The organism is Bradyrhizobium sp. UFLA05-109 (assembly GCF_054185165.1).
Genome location: NZ_JBBIAR010000003.1, coordinates 159,104 through 177,396 on the forward strand (window position 1 = coordinate 159,104; position 18,293 = coordinate 177,396).

Annotated in this window: 18 protein-coding genes; 7 read left to right on the forward strand and 11 right to left on the reverse strand. The window is 61.8% G+C overall.

Annotated features, from left to right (window positions below; translation table 11 throughout):
- The 4 genes from Q3C01_RS03215 to Q3C01_RS03230 all read left to right on the forward strand — a co-directional run.
- Positions 1–1,926 (forward strand): coiled-coil domain-containing protein (locus Q3C01_RS03215; protein WP_458143734.1); only part of this gene is annotated, 1,926 nt, incomplete at its 5' end.
- A 94-nt stretch (positions 1,927–2,020) separates the two neighbouring features.
- Positions 2,021–3,061 (forward strand): TAXI family TRAP transporter solute-binding subunit, encoded by a 1,041-nt coding sequence (locus Q3C01_RS03220; protein WP_458143736.1) that lies wholly within the window; start codon positions 2,021–2,023, stop codon positions 3,059–3,061.
- A complete protein-coding gene (locus Q3C01_RS03225; RefSeq protein WP_458143738.1) occupies positions 3,058–3,675 on the forward strand; it encodes a hypothetical protein in 618 nt (205 codons plus the stop codon). The genes Q3C01_RS03220 and Q3C01_RS03225 overlap by 4 nt, the downstream gene beginning before the upstream one ends.
- A 37-nt stretch (positions 3,676–3,712) precedes the next feature.
- Positions 3,713–4,309: a DsrE family protein gene (locus tag Q3C01_RS03230; RefSeq protein ID WP_458143739.1), complete on the forward strand. Its 597-nt coding sequence runs from the start codon at positions 3,713–3,715 to the stop codon at positions 4,307–4,309.
- A gap of 147 nt (positions 4,310–4,456) precedes the next feature.
- Here the strand turns inward: Q3C01_RS03230 and Q3C01_RS03235 are convergent, their stop codons facing one another.
- From Q3C01_RS03235 to Q3C01_RS03255, 5 genes are all read right to left on the reverse strand, one after another.
- Positions 4,457–4,915, reverse strand: a complete 459-nt coding sequence (locus tag Q3C01_RS03235; RefSeq protein WP_458143740.1) for an ion channel — start codon at positions 4,913–4,915, stop codon at positions 4,457–4,459.
- Positions 4,916–4,955: 40 nt separating this feature from the next.
- Positions 4,956–5,468 carry a hypothetical protein gene (locus tag Q3C01_RS03240; protein ID WP_458143741.1) on the reverse strand — a complete coding sequence of 171 codons (513 nt, stop codon included), beginning with the start codon at positions 5,466–5,468 and terminating at the stop codon, positions 4,956–4,958.
- Between the two features lie 166 nt (positions 5,469–5,634).
- Entirely contained in the window at positions 5,635–6,024 is a 390-nt protein-coding gene (locus Q3C01_RS03245; RefSeq protein WP_458143742.1) for a cupin domain-containing protein, read from the reverse strand.
- Between the two features lie 66 nt (positions 6,025–6,090).
- Positions 6,091–6,843: an SDR family oxidoreductase gene (locus Q3C01_RS03250; RefSeq protein ID WP_458143744.1), complete on the reverse strand. Its 753-nt coding sequence runs from the start codon at positions 6,841–6,843 to the stop codon at positions 6,091–6,093.
- Positions 6,844–6,906: 63 nt separating this feature from the next.
- Positions 6,907–7,857 (reverse strand): MBL fold metallo-hydrolase, encoded by a 951-nt coding sequence (locus Q3C01_RS03255; protein ID WP_458143746.1) that lies wholly within the window; start codon positions 7,855–7,857, stop codon positions 6,907–6,909.
- A gap of 380 nt (positions 7,858–8,237) precedes the next feature.
- Here Q3C01_RS03255 and Q3C01_RS03260 point away from each other — a divergent pair, with 380 nt between their 5' ends.
- Complete coding sequence (locus Q3C01_RS03260; protein ID WP_458143747.1) at positions 8,238–9,983, forward strand: adenylate/guanylate cyclase domain-containing protein; 1,746 nt, start codon at positions 8,238–8,240, stop codon at positions 9,981–9,983.
- Here Q3C01_RS03260 and Q3C01_RS03265 read toward each other — a convergent pair.
- From Q3C01_RS03265 to Q3C01_RS03290, 6 genes are all read right to left on the reverse strand, one after another.
- On the reverse strand, positions 9,943–11,733 hold the full coding sequence (locus Q3C01_RS03265; RefSeq protein ID WP_458143749.1) for an MFS transporter: 1,791 nt from the start codon (positions 11,731–11,733) through the stop codon (positions 9,943–9,945). The two genes, Q3C01_RS03260 and Q3C01_RS03265, sit on opposite strands and share 41 nt — an antisense overlap.
- Positions 11,730–12,761: an HlyD family secretion protein gene (locus Q3C01_RS03270; RefSeq protein ID WP_458143750.1), complete on the reverse strand. Its 1,032-nt coding sequence runs from the start codon at positions 12,759–12,761 to the stop codon at positions 11,730–11,732. Before Q3C01_RS03270 ends, Q3C01_RS03265 begins: the two co-directional genes overlap by 4 nt.
- A gap of 74 nt (positions 12,762–12,835) precedes the next feature.
- Positions 12,836–14,053, reverse strand: coding sequence for an NAD(P)/FAD-dependent oxidoreductase (locus Q3C01_RS03275; RefSeq protein ID WP_458143752.1), 1,218 nt, complete (start codon positions 14,051–14,053; stop codon positions 12,836–12,838).
- 120 nt (positions 14,054–14,173) lie between these two features.
- Positions 14,174–14,467 carry a hypothetical protein gene (locus tag Q3C01_RS03280; protein WP_458143754.1) on the reverse strand — a complete coding sequence of 98 codons (294 nt, stop codon included), beginning with the start codon at positions 14,465–14,467 and terminating at the stop codon, positions 14,174–14,176.
- A 140-nt stretch (positions 14,468–14,607) separates the two neighbouring features.
- The gene (locus tag Q3C01_RS03285) at positions 14,608–15,333 is read right to left on the reverse strand and encodes an SDR family oxidoreductase (protein ID WP_458143756.1); all 726 of its coding nucleotides are present in this window, start codon (positions 15,331–15,333) and stop codon (positions 14,608–14,610) included.
- Between the two features lie 114 nt (positions 15,334–15,447).
- Positions 15,448–16,404, reverse strand: coding sequence for a helix-turn-helix transcriptional regulator (locus Q3C01_RS03290; protein WP_458143832.1), 957 nt, complete (start codon positions 16,402–16,404; stop codon positions 15,448–15,450).
- 712 nt (positions 16,405–17,116) lie between these two features.
- On the opposite strand from Q3C01_RS03290, the gene Q3C01_RS03295 reads away from it, so the two are divergent.
- Positions 17,117–17,431 (forward strand): hypothetical protein, encoded by a 315-nt coding sequence (locus Q3C01_RS03295; RefSeq protein ID WP_458143758.1) that lies wholly within the window; start codon positions 17,117–17,119, stop codon positions 17,429–17,431.
- A 140-nt stretch (positions 17,432–17,571) separates the two neighbouring features.
- Entirely contained in the window at positions 17,572–18,222 is a 651-nt protein-coding gene (locus Q3C01_RS03300; protein WP_458143760.1) for a hydrolase, read from the forward strand.
- The last annotated feature ends 71 nt before the right edge of the window (positions 18,223–18,293 follow it).

Sequence of the window (18,293 nt, forward strand, 5' to 3'; positions counted from 1 at the left end):
GTCGAGACTCAGACGGCGCTCGCGACAAAGGCGAGCGATGAGGTCACCGAACTGAAGCAGGCGGCGAAGGGTGGCTCCACGGAAATGCAGAAATCCCTGCAACAGGAGCGGGACCGGACCGGCCAGCTGGAGCAGGCGCTTGCCGCCGCGCGACGCGATGTCGAGACTCAGACGGCGCTCGCGACAAAGGCGAGCGATGAGGTCACCGAACTGAAGCAGGCGGCGAAGGGTGGCTCCATGGAGTTGCAGAAATCCCTGCAACAGGAGCGGGACCGGACCGGCCAGCTGGAACAGGCGCTTGCCGTCGCGCGACGCGATGTCGAGACGCAGACGGCGCTCGCGACAAAGGCGAGCGATGAGGTCACCGAACTGAAGCAGGCGGCGCAGGGTGGCTCCACGGAGATGCAGAAATCCCTGCAACAGGAGCGGGACCGGACCGGCCAGCTGGAACAGGCGCTTGCTGCCGCGCGACGCGATGTCGAGACGCAGACGGCACGCGCGACAAAGGCGAGCGATGAGGTCACCGAACTGAAGCAGGCGGCGAAGGGTGGCTCCACGGAAATGCAGAAATCCCTGCAACAGGAGCGGGACCGGACCGGCCAGCTTGAACAGGCGCTTGCTGCCGCGCGACGCGATGTCGAGACTCAGACGGCACGCGCGACAAAGGCGAGCGATGAGACCGCCAAACTGAAGCAAGCCGCCGAAGGCAACGCCGCGGAGTTGCAGAAATCCCTGAAGCAAGAGCGGGATCGGGTCGGTCAACTCGAGCAGGCGCTGGCGGTGGCGACACGCGACGTTGACGCGCAGACAGCGCTTGCGGCAAAGGCGGGCGCCGAGGTCACCCAGCTGAAGCGGGCCGCGGAGGATCACTCCGTAGAGTTGCAGAAATCCCTGCAAAAGGAGCGGGATCGGGCCGGTCAGCTCGAGCAGGCGCTTGCGGTCGCGCGACGAGATATCGATGCGCAGACGGCGCTAGCGGCAAAGGCGGGCGACGAAGTCGGCAGGCTGACGCAGGCCGCAAAAGCTGGCGCCGAGGAGAAGAGACAATCGGTTCAGAAGGAGCACGAGAGAGCCGATGCGTTGGCGCAGGATCTCTCGATGGCACGCAGCAAGATCTACGCGTACGAAGCTCAAGCGGCCAAAGCCAGCGAGGAAGCGACGCAGCTCAAACAAGCGGAGGCGAGCAAGACCGCCGACTTGGGGCAATCGCAGCAACGAGAGCGCGAGCGAACTGAGCAGCTGGCCCGGGATCTCGCGAAGGCAAACCGCGATCTCGACGCGGAGACCAAGCGCGCATCCAAAGCGAGCGAGGAAGTCGCACGGATGAAGCAGGCCGGAGAGCGAGACTCGGCCGAGCTACGCAGCCTGTTGCAGCGTGAGCGCGAGCGCGCCACGGGACTGGAAAAGGAGCTCGCGTCGGCGCGTCAAGGCAACGACGCACTTGTGTCGAAAATCTCCTCGGCTGCGTCTCCGCCGCTGGCTGCCACCGCCAAGGCCGTGCGCGAGGAGCCGCCGTCAGAGCCGGCACGGCCAATCCAGAGCCGACCCGTCCAAGATAAGTCGGTCCAAGACAAACCGGTCAGAGACAAGCCAGTCCAAGATAAGGCCATAGCGGCGCGCAGCCAGGGCGATGCCCAGGTCAATCCTAACGCAACGGTGCAAGCGGCGAAACTGGTCGCGCGCGCGAGCGCATTGCTCGGACAGGGAAACATCGGCGCGGCACGGATCGTGCTGGAGCGCGCCGCTGAGATGGGCAGTGCGCAAGCAAGCTTCGCGCTCGCGGAAACCTACGATCCGCTGGTCCTTCCAAATTTCGGAACATATGGAACGAAAGGCGATCCCACTAAAGCGCAAAGTCTTTATGCGCAGGCCGAAGCTGGAGGCATCAAGGAAGCCAAGGCGCGACTCGAGGCGTTGCGTCGGTAGCATCGTCTTGTTCGGCGCTTCTCCAAGCCGACCATGCGCGATCAAGCATTGAAAGTGCCGATACTGATACAAGCATTTTTAGAGGAGCTGGTTGATGAAAAGGTTTTTAGGATTGCGTCGGCTGCTCTTGCTCGCGGCACTCACACCGTTCCTCCTGGCCATTCAGCCTGGGGCTGATGCGCAGCCGCAAAACAAGCCTCACAAGGTTCGCCTGTCACGGCCCGAGCCTCCGCAGGCAAAGCCTGAGGTGATCTCCATGAACGCCTGGACGGTAGGCCTGGCCGGAGGTCTGCTCGAGGGCGCGCCGATCCGTCTGGCGGCAGAGATCGCCCGTGTGGTCGATGATGGGGATAACCTGCACGTTCTTCCGGTCGTCACCCGCGGGGCCACGGAAAACGTGAATTCCCTGCTCTATTTGCGCGGCATCGATGCGGCGATCATCAATTCCGACGCGCTCGAGGAATACAAGAGCCAGGTTCCGGACATCCAGCGACGAATTGCCTATGTCCTGAATCTGTTTCCGTCCGAGCTGCAGATCCTCGTTCGACCGGAGATTCGGAGCTTGAACGATCTCGCCGGCAAGAAGGTCAATTTCAATACGCAGGGCACCGCAGCGGCCTATTCGGGGCCGCTGATCTTCAGCCGCCTCAACATCGACGTGGAAAAGACGTTCATTCCACACCAGATCGCGCTCGAGCAGATGCGCAAAGGCGAGATGTCAGCCGTCGTCTTCATTACATCGAAGCCGGTGGATGCTTTCGTGAAGGGCCGTTGGGAGCCAGGCTTCAAGTTCCTGCCCGTCCCATACGAGAGCAAGTTCGAGGATTACTATCTTCCCGCCACCCTCGATAGCACCGACTATCCTAATTTGATCAAGCAGGGCGAACGGGTTTCGACGATCGCCGTGCCGACCGCTCTGGTCGCCTTCAACTGGCCGGCCAACTCGAACCGTTCCGAGCGCGTCGCGCGCTTCATCGACCATTTATTCTCCCGGATCGACAGATTGCAGGGTCCGGGTTTTGATCCAAAGTGGAAATCCATCAACCTCGCTGCGACGGTTCCGGGTCTCACGCGCGTCCCTGCTGCGCAGGCGTGGCTGGATCGTCAACTCCGCACAACACGTGCATCACAATGAAACGCGCCGCGATTCTGCTTATCGCACTCGGGGCTACAGGCGGTGTTGCGTTAGCCCAGGATCAGACCGCGCAGCTCCGTTCCTGCCTTCAGAAGGAACACGCGGATCGTCTGGGATGTCTGGATAAATTGACGCGAACCGCCCAGCCACAGCAACGCCAGACACGCGAAGACGACTGGATCGTCAGCCAGACCACCTCACCCGTAGATTACTCACCGATCGCAACCGCTACCACATCGTCACGCAGCGCGACCGACGAATTGGCGATGCAGTTATCGATACGCTGTCGCGCCGGCCGGACGGAGCTGGCGCTCGCGGGCTCCGGCATCTCCCGCGAGGGCGGTGATGATACAATTTCCTATCGCGTGAACGATCGCCCGGCGGTGCAGGTGGCTGCCGCCGTGCCGGCATTCGGTCCTGGCGTTGCCTTCGCCGGGGACGTTGTTCGCCTGCTGCAGTCGCTTCCGGATGGCGGCGACCTCATTGTTCTCCTCTCCCCTCGGGGCGGGACCGCCCATGACGGAACGTTCTCCCTCGCCGGGATAGACGCGGTGCGCGCGAAGATGGCCGCGGCGTGCAAATGGCCGCTCGCCATCGCGACACCGAACCGTTGATGGTATGCAGATTGATTTTGTTCGATGGAGACGCAAAATGATCGAGTTTCATCACGTTGCAAAAGCGGTCGCGATGGGAGCGATCGCCATTCTGGTGTCCGCGTCGTTTGCGGCCGCCGAGCAGGGCGGAAACTACTGGACGCCGACAGACGGGCAACCCGTCGTGCATAAGGCGAGCCACGCGAGGCACCACATAGCCAAGCGAACGACGTCGACGCGGACGCGATCCGCGCTTGCGCGTATGGACGACCCCTCCGCAACGAAGAAAGAACATCACCTGATCCTGCAGGTGAATACCAACGACGCCGCCGCGATGAATCTCGCGCTCAACAACGCAACGAACGTGGCTCAGTATTACAAGGGCTCTGGCGAGAAAGTGAAGATCGAGGTGGTCACGTTTGGGCCCGGCCTGAACATGTTGCGTGAAGACACCTCGCCGGTAAAGGCGCGCATCGAGGAGATGGCCCTGAGCACCCCCGAGGTTTCGTTCAAGGCCTGCGGCAACACCCAGGAGAAAATGCAGAAGGCCGAAAACAAGAACATACCGATCGTTCGGCAGGCCGAGGTCGTGAAGTCAGGCGTGGTGCGCGTGATGGAGTTGCAGGAGAAGGGCTGGACCTACGTCAAGCCGTAAGCCGGACAGATCGGCCATCCATCGCAATTCGGCCTCGGCCATTTGGCACGGCCATAGAGCCGTGCCGTGTTGATGGCGCAAGTATCACCGAGCGCGCCGAACGAGGAAAATTGATGATGAAGCCTCAAAGCGCGCGGACAACCGCACCTACCTGAGGTCCTCAAACCGGGCCAAAACCAGACGCTGTATGACAGCAAACACCATTGCGGCCGAAACCCCGAACATGAGCACTCCGTTCGTTGCCTCGAGCGGACCCAGCAATCGCCATGTCGGAGTAAGCAGCAGATCCCCATAACCCAATGTCGTGTAGTTGACCGCCGAGTGGTAATACGCGGCTCCAACCTCCTGAAATTCTCCACAGAAGAGAAGCAGGGCAGCCCATAAAGCTATCGCGATCAGATGTGCTACAAACGCAAATGAGATCACTAGCGCAACGATCGAGAGGTCGACCAAAGCGCCTGAGCCCGTGCGTCCGAGCTTCCTCTCGTGACGAAAGAGGTTTATCGACGCGACCAAAGTCAGCGCATGGATGAAAATCGTACATCCGACCGCGCCTGCACCGGCGATCAATGGATATAGTATTGCGAATTGATGGGCTTGCGTCACTTCGAGTCTCTCCGACGGAGAGGGATGCATCAACCCTAAGTCAAGCGTGTGCCGACATCAGCCAGTATCGTCGGATCACACTGATGATCGCGACGACGAAGAATGCCAACACGACGCCCTGGACGACGGTGAACGGCAACTCGGCTGGGGGCACGCTTGGCGCCAGCGCATGCAGCGCCGGCACTTTCAGGAAGGACTGGATCACCAGCACGAATACGTTGAGATAAAGCGAGACCAGCGCGGTCAGCGCGTAAATCCAGCGCCAGGAGCCGGCGAGCTTCATGCCGTAAAGCGCAAAGCAGGCGATCGCCAGCAGAACCAGCGAGAGAATGCCGATCATATGGGACGGCAACAGCTTTTCGAACAGCAGCGGTGGAATCAGAAACCCCGAAGCGCTCGTCAGGATGGTGAATGCAAGGAAGATCGCGGTGAGACCCGGCATCCGCTTCGAGCCGAGCATCCCGAACATCACGATCAGGCCCGCCACGATGGCAATCAGGCTGATGATCACATGGACCATCGTGAACATCGCCAAGCTCATACCCAATATCATGACAAGTCTCCGAAGCAGAGCACATGGTTCTGGCAGTCGCCGGAGCTCGGCGGCCTGCCGTGATGAAGGTCAATGAGCTGGGCGGGCTCCCGACCGCCGCGCGCTCATGCATCGCAGCAAACATCTATCAATTTGCCGCTGGCTTCATGTGCTTTGGTTGTAACAACTACTGTGCGGGCACGAGCGCCGGCGCGCCCTTGTTCTTGATCAAGACCACCAGGAATTTCGCTGGCTTTGTATCGCTTGCGTTCCGGTCGACGACATGAACGTCGTTTGGACCTTCGTAGAAGCTCTGTCCTGGTGTCAATGTCACCGGTTGTCCACCCTTCACTTGCATCACGACGGAGCCCTCCAGCACGTAGACAAACGCATGGGCATTGTGCCGGTGAATGGCGCTCGATCCGCCGGGCGCATGCTCGACCGTGATCATCAGTGCTTCCCTGCCGGGGCTTTCCGGAAGATCCTTGGACATGAGTGGCGTGACCTTAGGCTCCTCAGCCACCGCCGTGCCGGTCATGAAGCACAGCAGAGCCAACGCAGCGAGTTTGTTTGTCATAGTCGCCTCTTTCTTTCGTTGTTCGAGGCCCGCTCGTAACAGAGCGGGCCTACTTGCGATGCGGGATCAGGCCGCTGCCTGTGAGCGGCGGATCCATTCGTCCAAACCGATGCGGCCGAGGCGTGCCTCGCCCAATGGCACCAGCGAGTGCTCGTCGACCCGGCCGCCCCAGTATCGGGCCTCGGGATCGCTCACGACCTCGCGCGGGTCGCCAACCGCCTTCAGGTAGCGGGCAATGATTTTGTTGAACGGTGCGCGCTCCGGGCCGGCGATCTCCACGATGCCGCTTCGCGGCGGCGCGAGTGCCACGTCGGCAACATTGGCAGCAACGTCATCCGCCGCGATCGGCTGGAACAAGATCGGCGGGAGCCTGACTTTGTTTCCATCCGAACTTGAATCGGCGATGCCGCGGAGAAATTCCAGGAACTGGGTCGCGCGGACGATCGTGTATGGGACGCCGGATGACTTGATCAGTTTCTCCTGGGCGACCTTGGCGCGGAAATAGCCATTGTCTGTCCGGTCGGTGGCGACGATCGATAGTGCAACATGGTGCCGGACATTCGCTGCGACCTCCGCCGCGAGCAGGTTGCGGCCCGAGGTCTCGAAGAAGTCCAGCACCGCCTTGTCTTCGAATGAAGGCGAATTGGCGAGGTCGATCACCACCTGTGTGCCCGCCATGGCCTGCTTGAGCCCCTCGCCGGTGATGGTGTTGACACCGCTTTGAGGCGAGGCGGCCACAACCTCGTGGCCGCCCCGGCGCAGAATGGCGACGGTCTTCGAGCCGATCAGGCCAGTGCCGCCGATCACGACGATCTTCATGTTTGATTCTCCGTTGTCACGAGACGCTTGATTTCTGTGTTGCTGCCCTGACCCAGCGAGCGGTCAGTAGTCCCAGATGGCCGGGACCCAACGAAAGGCGTCACCGGCGACCGCCACATGGCCGACGGACGGGAACGGCATATGAGTGGCCACCAGCAGTTCGCGGTTCGCAGCCAGCTCCCGCAAAAGACGGACTCGGGCGCGGGCCGCCTCCTCGGGGTCGTGTTCGAAGCCGTTGTGCCAGTCGGGGTGTTCGAACCCGACCGTGAACACGAGGTCGCCGGCGAATGTCAGCCGGTCGCCGCCGGACGCCACGCGGACCACGCTGTGCCCGGGGGTGTGGCCGCCGGTGCGACAGACTTTGACCCCCGGCGCCACCTCGCACTCGTCCTCGAACGTCCGAAACTTACTGCGGTACTCCTTCAAGAACCGCTTGGCCGATTGCCGAAGCGCATCCGGGAAACCTTCCGGCATGGAGACGCGGGAGAAATCGGGCGCCTCCCAGAACTTGACCTCGGCGGCCGCCACGTGGATCCGCAGGTCCGGACGCAGCCTCTCCTTCACGCCTTCGACGAGCAACCCGCCGACATGGTCCATATGCATGTGGGTCAGCACCACGTCGGTCACGGACGAAAGATCGATGCCGGCGGCCTCCAATCGGTGGACCAACTGTCCGGCCTTCGGCAATGGGAACTCCACCCCCATCCCGGCGTCGACGAGGATGGTCCGGCCGCCGCTGCGCACCACGACCACGTTCAGCGCCCAATCGAACGCGTCCGGCGGGAGGAAATTGTCCTTTAGCCAAGCCGCCCGGGTGGCCGGGTCGGCGTTGTGCGCCAACATCGCGCCTGGCAACGTTAATACGCCATCGCTGACCACCAGCACGTCGATGTCGCCGATCTGCAGCGCATAGCGCGACGGAACCAACTCGTCGGGCCTCGGTTTAACGGAGTTCGAGGTGTAGTCCAGGCTCATGTTTGTCTCCTCCTGAGTGTTGCGGATCATCTCATTCATCTTGAAAACTCCTGCGTTCGACCTTCGCGCTTGATCGCGGGCCGCGCTTCCCGCGTGGGAAGCGTGGTCAATGCTGGTGAGGTGTTCAGAGACCGGTGACACGCTCATTGCTGGTCTGTCACTGTGATGGTCTATCGAACTTGACCTGCGACTGCGCCAGAGCGATTGCCGTCACTATAGAGCGATTGCTGCTATCGCATGCACCTCCGCCAAGCGGGCAAGCGGATATGCCGTCCGATTGTGACCGAAACGACTGTCTGTGAGGCGCGCCGCACCCACCGAGGGCAAGCATATGTCGCACGCTTGGATGACTACGGCCGCTTGACGGACGTGCGTTCGCCACCACAGACTGGCCTCTACAGGTGGCATTGGGGCCCCGTATGTCAGACCTTTCGGACGTCACCAGGAGGCTTGTGGCTGTCTTCGCGGCAGACGTGGAGGGCTACAGCCGGCTCATGGGTGTCGATGAGGTCGGGACGCTCAAGGGTCTCACTGAGCGCCGCGCGATCCTCGATAGGCTCATTGGGGAGCACAGGGGCCGCATAGCCAACACGGCGGGTGACAGTGTGCTCGCCGAGTTTCGCAGTGCGGTGGACGCCGTCCAGTGTGCCGTGGATGCGCAGGTCGCCTTAGCCGAGGCTAACGCCAGCCTCTCGCCTGGTAGCCGCATCGCCTTCCGCATGGGGGTTCATATTGGCGACGTGATGGTCCGGGCTGGCGACTTATTTGGGGACGGCGTGAACATCGCCGCTCGCATGCAGTCCATTGCCAAGCCCGGAGGCGCGTGCATCTCCGGTGCGACATATGAACAGGTGCGCAAGGTCCTGCCGATGACCTTTGTGGACCTTGGTGTTCAGCAGGTGAAGAACATCCAAGAGCCGATCAGGGCCTATGAGGTGGGTGCGCCGAATGTCGAGGCTGAGACCCCGCCTCCGATACCAGACAAGCCCTCCATCGCCGTGCTGCCGTTCGAGAACATGAGCGGCGATCCCGAGCAGGAGTATTTTGCCGATGGGATGGTCGAGGAAATCATCACCGCGCTGTCGCGTTTCAAATGGTTGTTCGTAATCGCCCGCAATTCGAGCTTCACCTTCAAGGGCCAAGCCGTCGATATAAAGGAGGTCGGACGCAGGCTCGGCGTGCGCTACACCCTTGAGGGGTCGGTACGCAAGGCGGCAGAAAGGGTTCGTATCACAGGCCAGTTGATTGATGCTGTGACGGGCGCGCACCTATGGGCGGACAGGTTCGAGCGTGACCTGACCGATATTTTCGCTCTGCAGGACGAAGTCACCGTCGCGGTTGTCTCGGCCATTCAACCAAGATTGCTGCAGACAGAAATTGCTATGGCCACCCGGCGGCGACCGGAGAACCTCACCGCCTACGATTTTTTTCTGCGCGCGATGTCGCAGTTTTACCTGACGACCCGCGAAGGGTTGGCAGAGGCGATAAGGCTGGCTCATCGCGCTTTGGCGTTGGACCCAGGGTTCGGCCTGGCCGCTGCCCTCGCAGGTGCCGGTCACATGCAAAACGTCCTTTTGGGCTATGCGGTCGATCCTCAATTCGACAGGGAGGAGGCAATTCGGCTTCTTCGCTTGGCATTGAGCATCAACGATGATGATCCGGATGCGATAGCAGTGGCTGCGGTGACATCGGCTTACATGGTCGGCGATCGTGAAAGTGAAATTGAAATGGCTGACCGGGCGGTCGAGCTCAACCCAAATTCATTTGTGGCATGGAGCTGCAGAGGCCAGGTCTATAGAATTGCAGGGTTGCCCGAGGAAGCGATTCCCAGCTTTGAACGGGCCATTCGCATGAGCCCGGTAGACCCGCGGCTGCACCTGATGCTTGCCGGTATGGGGCAGGCCCTGATTGAGCTTCGTCGCTTTGACGAGGCTATCGCCGCGGGGAAAAAAGCCCTTCGTCAGTTGCCCTCCTTTTCGGGGGCTTACTGCTGCCTCGCGTCCGCTTTAGCCCATCTCGGACGTGACGCTGAAGCTCGCGAGGCGGCAGCGCATTTGCTTGAGGTCGATCCCGACTTCACGATATCGGCTTGGATCGCCCGGGGTGGCCAAACAAACGCGACGCTTATGTTGGAAGGGCTTCGGAACGCGGGGTTGCCCGCATGACCCCGGCCTTTGCAACCGGGTGCACCGCGCCAGATCTGCCACGTATCCGCTGAACTTCAGAAGACGTCTCCGTTTTTGTGACGGATGGCTGATTGGCTTCGGGGCGCAGCGCGGTCCGGCCGCCGTCGACTGAGATCGCGATGCCGGTGATCTGCGGCTCCTCGGCCCGAGGTGACTGCGCAGGGTGCATATACCGGTGCAGGCCGATCTTGATCGTAACCAGCACGGGTGCGGCGAATACAAAGAGCAGAGCGACCGCATTGAACGCCGTGTCAAAGGCGATCACGGTGGACTGATCGATCACCGTCCGGTCCAGGAGACTGATGGCGGCCCGGCCGGCCATCGCGTCCATTCCTCTTGTGGCGAGCATCGCCGCCGTCGCGGTCAGCCGCTCGCCGACGGCAGGAACGCCTGATATGACGTTGGCGCCGAGCACGGTCAAATTGGCGGCGACGTTGTGCTCGATCAACGTCTCTAGGCCAGCGACGCCAACGAGACCGCCAAGCAATCTCCCCGTATTGAAGAGACCGATGCCGGCCGCGCGGTTGCGTTCGTTGAGGTCACCGAATGCGATCAGGGTGATCGACAGGAATAGGCAGCCAAGGCCGAGGCCCCGCAACAGGATGGCGGCCATCATGTCGTGCGCGCCGCTTTCACTGGTCGAGCCGGACAACATCCACATCGCCACCATGATCATCAGGATGCCGAAGGGAACCGTGGCGATCGGAGGAACGCGACGAACCTGCATCAGAAGTGCGGCGGCCAGGAGGGTGACAACGAAGAACGCGCCGCTTGGCAGCAAGAGAAGCCCGGCGTCGGTCGGCCTGAAGGCGAGAACGGATACGGCAAAAGACGGGATCAGGAATGCGCTGCCGAACAATGCGGCGCCAGCGACAAAACTGACGACGAAGGCGAAGCAAAAATCTTCGCAACCGAACAGGGTGAAGTCGAGCAAGCCGCGCCCCCTGATCAGCACTTGCTGGCCAAGAAATGCCAACAGAGCGGCTGCGCCGATCACGGTCAGCCAGAGGATGCCGGGTTCGGCGAACCAGTCCCATCGGCTGCCCTGGTTGAGGACATAAGTGAAGCAGAAGAGTGCGACTGAGATCAGTGTCAGCCCGATCCAGTCAAACGGGCGGCGCACCTGCGCAACGGGCTTCGGGTTGTCAGCGATCAACAGCAGGCCGGCAGCCGCCAGCGCCACCGGGACAACGCTGAAGAAAATCCACGTCCAGGACCGGGCATCGATCAACCATCCTTGCAAGGCAGGAGCGATCGTCGCGGGAGCGACGACGGATCCCATCGCAAACAAGGCTTGCAGGAGTGGTTGGTGGGATCGCGGATAGGCGTGAAAGATCATCGCCTGGCCTGCGACCAGCAGGATGCCGCCGGAGAAGCCCTGCACGATGCGGAGCGCGATCAGCAGGTCGAGCCGGGGTGTGACGATGGTAATGCCGCAAGTGGCGCCCATGATCAGCGTTGAGCCGATGATCAGGCGGCGCGGATCGACACGGTTCATCAGCGAGGGAGCGGTCATGAAGGCGATAAGTTTCAGCGCGGTGTATCCGACGTCGAGCCAGGCAAACTCATCGGGCGTTACATGGGTGTCGCCGATGATGTAGCCGCGCCCGAGCGACAGGACGGTGCCTGCGATCGCCTCCGTCAGCGTGGCCAGCACGATGCCTGCGACGAACAGGGCTCCTGCCGCAGATCGCTCGGCGCGCGGCGCAAAGGCGATGACCGCGCTCATGAGCCACTCTCCCGATCGATGTCGACGCGCGCCGACAGGCCCGGTACAAGCCGGCCGGGCAAAGGATTGTTGGTGAAGCGGATCTTCACTGGCACGCGCTGAACGACGCGAACGAAGTTTCCCGTTGCATTGTCGGCAGGGAGCATGCTGAAGGCGGAGCCGCTGCCGGGCGCAAAGCTGTCCACCACGCCGTCAAGCGTCGTGTGGCTGTAGCCGTCGACGATGATGCGGACGCGCTGGCCGGGCCGGATATGCTCGACCTGGGTCTCCTTGAAATTCGCCACGACCCACACATCCCTGACCGGAACGATATCGAGCAACGAGGCGCCCGGAGCGACAAGGCGGCCGATGCGGACCTGCCGGTTGCCGATGACGCCGTCGACCGGTGCATGCACGATGGTGTTGTCGAGATCGATTTGCGCAAGATCGCGAGCGGCCTCTGCCTGCGCCACCGCAGCCACGGCGGCTTCGCGCTGGCTGGCGAGGACGGCGATGCGCTGCTTCTGGGCCTCAATTGTTGCCACCGCCGCGGCGACGGCCGCCTCTGCTTTCGACAGCGCCGCGTCGCTTTCATCGACCTGGGCCTGGCTGACGGCATTGGTGCGGATGAGTTCGCGGCGACGATCGGAGGCCTTGGTGGCCAGATTCATCTCGGCCGCGCTCGAACGCTTTTGCGCTTCAGCCTGCCGGATAAGGGCATGCTGAAGCTGGATCTCAGCATCCACATTGGTGAGACGGGCTTCCGCGGCGTCGACATTGGCTACCGCCTGCGCGAGCCGCGCGCGGTAGTCCCGATCGTCGATCCGGAACAGAACGTCACCCGCGTGGACGCTCTGGTTGTCCTGCACTTCCACGGCGGTGACGTAGCCCAAAACCTTTGGAGCGAGCGAGGTAACGTCGCCTCGGATATAGGCGTTGTCGGTCGAAGTCTCGCTTGAATTGGCATAGGCCCATCCGCCGGCCACGACCGCGACGGAGCCGAGGCAGAGCCACAGTCCGATCATTCTTTTCGTGCTGAGATGCGTCATGACGTCCTCCGATTATGACCGCCGATGCCTATCTGAACGGGCCGCGCTTCCGCGGCCCGTTTCGCGCGAAGGGCTCAGAAGAAGCCAGTCACATCAGTCACATGCTCCGGATCTGCCGAGGCCAGAGCGGCGGCACGCTGGGCGCGCGGCGGGTAGATCCAGACCGTGTTGATCTCCTGCTTGGTCTTCTTGGCGACGTCGCCGACCATCGCCACCTCGCGGCCCCAGCCACGCGTGAACAGCGCGCCGGCTTCGCCGAGGTCGAGGCAGGTGACGTAACCCCTCTGATGGTAGGGCCTGGTCGGAACACCCAACAGTTCCGCCGCAGCGTTATTGCCGGCAAAGGCGCCCATTCGCGTGGCGTGCTGGCATGACATCAGCGCGTAGTTTCCAACATCGTCACATGCGGCGCGGGCGGCGTCACCGGTTGCGAACACGCCAGTCACTCCTGGCACACGCAGGTCGCGGTCGACCAGCAACCGGCCAAATTTGTCGCGTTCGGCAGCAATCTGCTGCGTTAACGGCGCGGCGCGAATGCCCGCCGCCCAGATCACGGTCTCGGTTTCGATGTGCTCGCCGCTGACCAGCGTGACGCCGGATTCGTCGAGCGAGGCGACGCAGGCACCCAGCCTCGTCTCCACGCCGAGCTTGCGCAGCGCATCCTCGATGACGGGGCGCGGGGCTTCGCCCATATCGGGTGCGATCACGGTGTTCCGTTCGACAATGATGACGCGGGGCTTGGCATTCTTGCCGAAAATCTCGCGAAGCCGCTTCGGCATTTCGGTTGCCGTCTCGATGCCGGTGAAGCCACCGCCGGTGACGACGACCGTGTCACGCCCGTTCACGGCCGGCCGGCCGGGGAGGCTGTGCAGATGCTTGTCGAGGGCAACCGCATCATTCAGCGAGTCCACGGAAAAGCCGTGCTCGGCAAGGCCGGGGATATTCGGACGGAACAGCCGGCTGCCGGTGGCCACGACGAGGCGGTCGTAGGAGAGTGTCTTCCGGGTGCCCTTGGCGGTAGCGATCTGCACCATGCGGGACTTGGTGTCGACCGTTTCGGCGCTGCCTTGCACGTAGACGACGTCAATGGCCTTGAGGACGTCAAGCAGCGGCGCCGTCAGTGTCTCGGGCTTCGGCTCGTAGAGTCGCGGGCGAACCACCAACGTCGGCTCCGGAGCAACCAGGGCGATTTCGAGTTCCTCTGGCAAAACGCCGTGGATGTCGCGCAGACGAGCGGACGAAAGTGCAGCGTACATTCCGGCGAAGCCGGCGCCAATGATAACTAATCGCACGTGATCAACTCCTCTGTTTGAACCTCCCGGGCTCACGCGCGTCATCACGGCCGCTCTCCGTCCGGGAGAGCTTCTTGCATTCGACAACGACGCGAAGACGTGAAGCGAAATTGCTAGTTCTCAACGGGCCTGGCAGCCCGGCATCGACGACAACGGCAGCGACCAGCCGTGGCGAAAGGAGATCGGCTGGGCAGTGTTCGGGTCCCGGTCGGCGTAAGGAAGCCGAGCGCCACCTCCGGTCATGATGGACATCAGCGGATTGGTCATTTGCACGGATTGCGCAGGAATTTCGACCTGCTCGCCGGTTGCTGAGGTGAAGCGAACGGCCAGCGAAAGTCCGTACACGAGTGCGGTGGCTATGGCCCTCCGCCGCGGTGCGATAGCAAGGAGGGCGACATGAGTTTTCCAGGTCATCGTTGTCTCCGTCCGTCGTGCATGGGGCACCGTGAGGATCTAGCGGATCGGAGCTGGGGCTGCGCCAGAGCGATTGCCGTACCTGTAGAGCGATTGCTGTTAACGCCTGCGAGGAGCAACCCGGGTAGCCAATTCCCTGGTCATGCGATCGCAGGAGGGTAGCTCGCTTCGACGGTCCAGGAGTCCTTCGGCTGGCTGTACAGCCGCCAGAAGTGTTCGGCCACCGACGAGGCCTCCTGTGAGTCGGGGGAAACAAAGGTGCAAACAGTCACCGTCGCGACGTGAATTCCCTTTTCTCGGAACGGCTCGAAAAGTCCATGAGCCAAAGCGCGAATCCCGGCCTTGCCGATGCTGATCGAGAGATAGTCCGGGCTGGGAGCGAGTGCGAAGCCACCTCCCGTCAACAGGATCGCGCCGGATCTCTGCTTCTCCATCTTCGGGGCGACCGCCTGAGCGGCGACAAGCGCCCCTCCGATGTTCACGGCAAGATCGCTGTGGAAGCTTTCGCGCGGCTGTTCAGAGAGGGTCGCCTTGCGCGCGGATGCGGCGTTGTAGTGCAAGACGTCGATTGAACCGTGCTGCTTCTCAACCTCTGCGACCAGTTCCGCGACGCTCCTCGGATCACCCGCGTCCACTTTGCGCGCGTTGGCCCTGTAGCCCTTCTTTACGAGCCTTTCGGCCAACTCTTGCGCCTTGGCGACGTTCCGAGCGGCCAAAACCACTTGGAAACCCTCTTTGGCAAAGCGTTCGGCGGTCGCCAAGCCCATTCCCGGGCCCGCTCCGATGCTGAGAAATGTCTTCATCTCCTGATTCCTTTCGACGCTGCACTCGATATCGGTGATGCCATCGTTGCCGAACTTATCCATGCTACGGGCGGAACGCACAGTCCGTCACAGCCGCCTGGTGCCTTTCAACATTCACATGCTTGGTAAGCAACTCGCATTTGGCATTCGCCAGGCCAGCGTCGGCGCAGGAGGTGTTCACCGCATGCGTCTTCGCCAGTCACTCGGCGTTTCACCGGTCAGCTTTCTGAACGCTGCGGCGAAGGCGGTCTGGGAGGAATAACCGAGCGCCGCTGCGACCGAGACGACCGACACATCGGTGTCACGCAGCATGTTCATGGCCTGCTCGAGCCGGTGCTGGCGCAGCCAGGCATGCGGCGACAATCCGGTGCTTTCCTTGAAAGCGCGGCAGAAGTGGAAGCGCGACAGGCCCGCATCCGCAGCCAGCGCGGCAAGCGATAGGTCCGCGTCGCTGTCCGAACGCAGGCGTTCGATGGCACGCCCCAGCGCCTTGGGCGACAGTCCGCCCATGACCGGCTGGATCGTTGCGGGTGAGCCGCCGTACGCCGTGAGCAGGCGCGTCGCCAGAAGATCCGTCAGTTGGTGTCTGAACAGCGCATCCAGCGCTGCACAGCCTTCCAGGGTGTCGGCCGCGCTCAGGAGCAAGCGGGATGTAATGGGGTCAGGATGCGCAGTGCGCTCCACAAGGTCGCCTGGAGCGGTTGTGCCGGCTTCGTGGGCAACGCGATTGAGCGTTGCCTGCGGTAGATAGAGCTGAAGGACACTCAAAGGCTGGTAGATGTCCCATCGTGAGGATGAACCGGCCGGAATGACCGTCACAGTCCCGGGACGTGTCATTCCATGTACAAACGCTTTACCGTCACGGCGCTCGAACTTCACTGGCTCGGCAGGGAATGTCATGATGACGTGGTCGGCCATGGGCCGGACGACGTCGTGCAGGGGATCATGCCTCCAGAAGGTGATCACGCCGCTGGTTGGGTCTGAAGCCATGCGCAATGGCGCCATCTTGAGCACGCGCGTCATCTCCGCATCGGCGTGAGGACACTCGCCGATAGGCAAATCGTGCTGCTGCGCCTGCGAAGTGTCTCGCTGATTGTTCTGCGAATGATCGCGCAAGACTGGCTTGCTGCTCATGGATCTGTCCTCGCCGTTGAGGGGCATTTCGTTGAGCGTTCGGCATGCGTTCTAGGCGCTCAACGGGTTCGACGTCTTTCCCAAAGCGACGGTGCTTTGCCTGATCATGCTGCAAGCCGCCATCACACGCCCCTCTGCAACTGAATTGCAATCGAGTGCGGCGAACGGTCGCGGCCTGCTGCTGTCGAACTGAGTTGCGGATGCTACACCGAGCGACGCTTCGCGGATGGACAACAACACTGACACTCTTTTGGGAGAGCTATCGACTCCCTCACAAGAGATGCCGCGGTGCCTCAATGGTCTCGTTCCGAAGCGGCGGTGCTTTGTCTGATCATCACGCTCTAGAAGAGGCGCGCGTTCAATAGAAGGGTGCGTTGCCCTTCCATTCACTGAAGCAGAGGGCTGACGCTTTCGAACAAAGTCTTGAGCTTTGTGTCACTATTTGTGACGGCGCAGCCTAGTCCCTGCTCGCAGTCGGCCGCGTTCTGTTCGGCAAGATCGCGGGACTACTTTGCATACATTTTATCTCACTTCTCCCTGAGGAATAGCCGACATGGACGGCGTCGCGGGCCGCGAAAGCCCGCAGCGATTGGCGCGAGGCGCATGCGTTAGCAGCAATCGCTCTACAGGTACGGCAATCGCTCTGGCGCAGTCGCAGCTCCGATCCGCTAGATCATCACGGTGCCCGCATCCAATCGGACGGAGAAAGAAGATGATCTGGAAGAGCATCGTCAGTCACCGTGGGATCGCACCGGCTTCTGCGCGCTGGTCCGCAATGTCAGGTCTTGCCTGCAAGACGGTTGAGACAGTCTCCGACTTTGCCAGCGTCGTGCACAGCCTGGTTATGGACGTACGCGACTGCTACCGGCCCGAGCTGCACTACATGCGAGGCCCCGGCCCGAAATGGCGCGCGAAGCATCAGCACTGGCTAAGAGTCGATTCTGCAGCTGTACTGCCGGTCGAGCAGCATCAGTTGTCGCCTGTGTATGTCAGCCAGCGCGGCCGCCCGAAAGGCCATAGCCGATAATATTCCGCATAGCTCCAGCTGAGCCGAACTGGGATCGTCAGTCGCCGGTCCGCACGAGCTACGAGGTTAAGCGTACCTACCCGCTCGCCAAAACCGCCGACGCAAACAACGACTCGTCCAGGAAACATCGGAGACCCGCAATGTCGAAGCTAGAGATGCTTACGCCGCAGAACAGCGCCATCGCCCTGATAGATTATCAGCCTGCGATGTACCAGGGCGTGCAGTCGCACGATCGACTGGTCGTCTTCAACAACATCCAGGTTCTCGCCAAAGCGGCCAGGCTTTTCAAGATTCCGACTGTGCTGACGACGGTCGCCAAAGACTCGTTCTCCGGCCCCTTCATGCCTGAAGTGACCGAACTGTTTCCGAAGCATGACATCATCGATCGTACCTCGATGAATTCGTGGCTTGATCCGAATTTCCGCGAGGCCGTCGCGTCCACCGGACGGAAGAAGTTCGTCATCGCGGGTTTGTGGACCGAAGCTTGCGTGATGTTTCCGACGCTCGACATGATGCAGGAAGGCTTTGAAATCTATATTCCCGCCGATGCCTGCGGAGATCTTTCAGTCGAGGCGCATAACCGCGCCATGGACCGTGCGGTCCAGGCGGGCGCGGTTCCGATCACGTCTCTGCAATACGTCTTCGAGCTGCAACAGGACTGGGCGCGCTCCGAAACCTATGAGGGCGTGATGGACATCCTGCGCGCCCACTCGCCCTACGGGATCCAAGTCCGCTTCTCGAAATGGGCGCTCGGCGAGCATGCGTCCGAGGCGCGCACCAAAGCCGAGTGACGCCGGGGCATGAAGATCTTTTTCGATCACTCGGTGCGGGGGACCTTGCCGAGGGATCAGGTACCTCTGTT

Bases quoted from the DNA above. Each gene is read 5' to 3' on its own strand.
- Q3C01_RS03255 (WP_458143746.1), bottom strand. From the start codon at position 7,857: ATGAATGAGATGATCCGCAACACTCAGGAGGAGACAAACATGAGCCTG.
- Q3C01_RS03295 (WP_458143758.1), top strand. From the start codon at position 17,117: ATGATCTGGAAGAGCATCGTCAGTCACCGTGGGATCGCACCGGCTTCT.
- Q3C01_RS03270 (WP_458143750.1), bottom strand. From the start codon at position 12,761: ATGACGCATCTCAGCACGAAAAGAATGATCGGACTGTGGCTCTGCCTC.
- Q3C01_RS03240 (WP_458143741.1), bottom strand. From the start codon at position 5,468: ATGATATTGGGTATGAGCTTGGCGATGTTCACGATGGTCCATGTGATC.
- Q3C01_RS03285 (WP_458143756.1), bottom strand. From the start codon at position 15,333: ATGGATAAGTTCGGCAACGATGGCATCACCGATATCGAGTGCAGCGTC.
- Q3C01_RS03220 (WP_458143736.1), top strand. From the start codon at position 2,021: ATGAAAAGGTTTTTAGGATTGCGTCGGCTGCTCTTGCTCGCGGCACTC.
- Q3C01_RS03230 (WP_458143739.1), top strand. From the start codon at position 3,713: ATGATCGAGTTTCATCACGTTGCAAAAGCGGTCGCGATGGGAGCGATC.
- Q3C01_RS03260 (WP_458143747.1), top strand. From the start codon at position 8,238: ATGTCAGACCTTTCGGACGTCACCAGGAGGCTTGTGGCTGTCTTCGCG.
- Q3C01_RS03245 (WP_458143742.1), bottom strand. From the start codon at position 6,024: ATGACAAACAAACTCGCTGCGTTGGCTCTGCTGTGCTTCATGACCGGC.
- Q3C01_RS03225 (WP_458143738.1), top strand. From the start codon at position 3,058: ATGAAACGCGCCGCGATTCTGCTTATCGCACTCGGGGCTACAGGCGGT.
- Q3C01_RS03280 (WP_458143754.1), bottom strand. From the start codon at position 14,467: ATGACCTGGAAAACTCATGTCGCCCTCCTTGCTATCGCACCGCGGCGG.
- Q3C01_RS03250 (WP_458143744.1), bottom strand. From the start codon at position 6,843: ATGAAGATCGTCGTGATCGGCGGCACTGGCCTGATCGGCTCGAAGACC.
- Q3C01_RS03290 (WP_458143832.1), bottom strand. From the start codon at position 16,404: ATGAGCAGCAAGCCAGTCTTGCGCGATCATTCGCAGAACAATCAGCGA.
- Q3C01_RS03300 (WP_458143760.1), top strand. From the start codon at position 17,572: ATGTCGAAGCTAGAGATGCTTACGCCGCAGAACAGCGCCATCGCCCTG.
- Q3C01_RS03265 (WP_458143749.1), bottom strand. From the start codon at position 11,733: ATGAGCGCGGTCATCGCCTTTGCGCCGCGCGCCGAGCGATCTGCGGCA.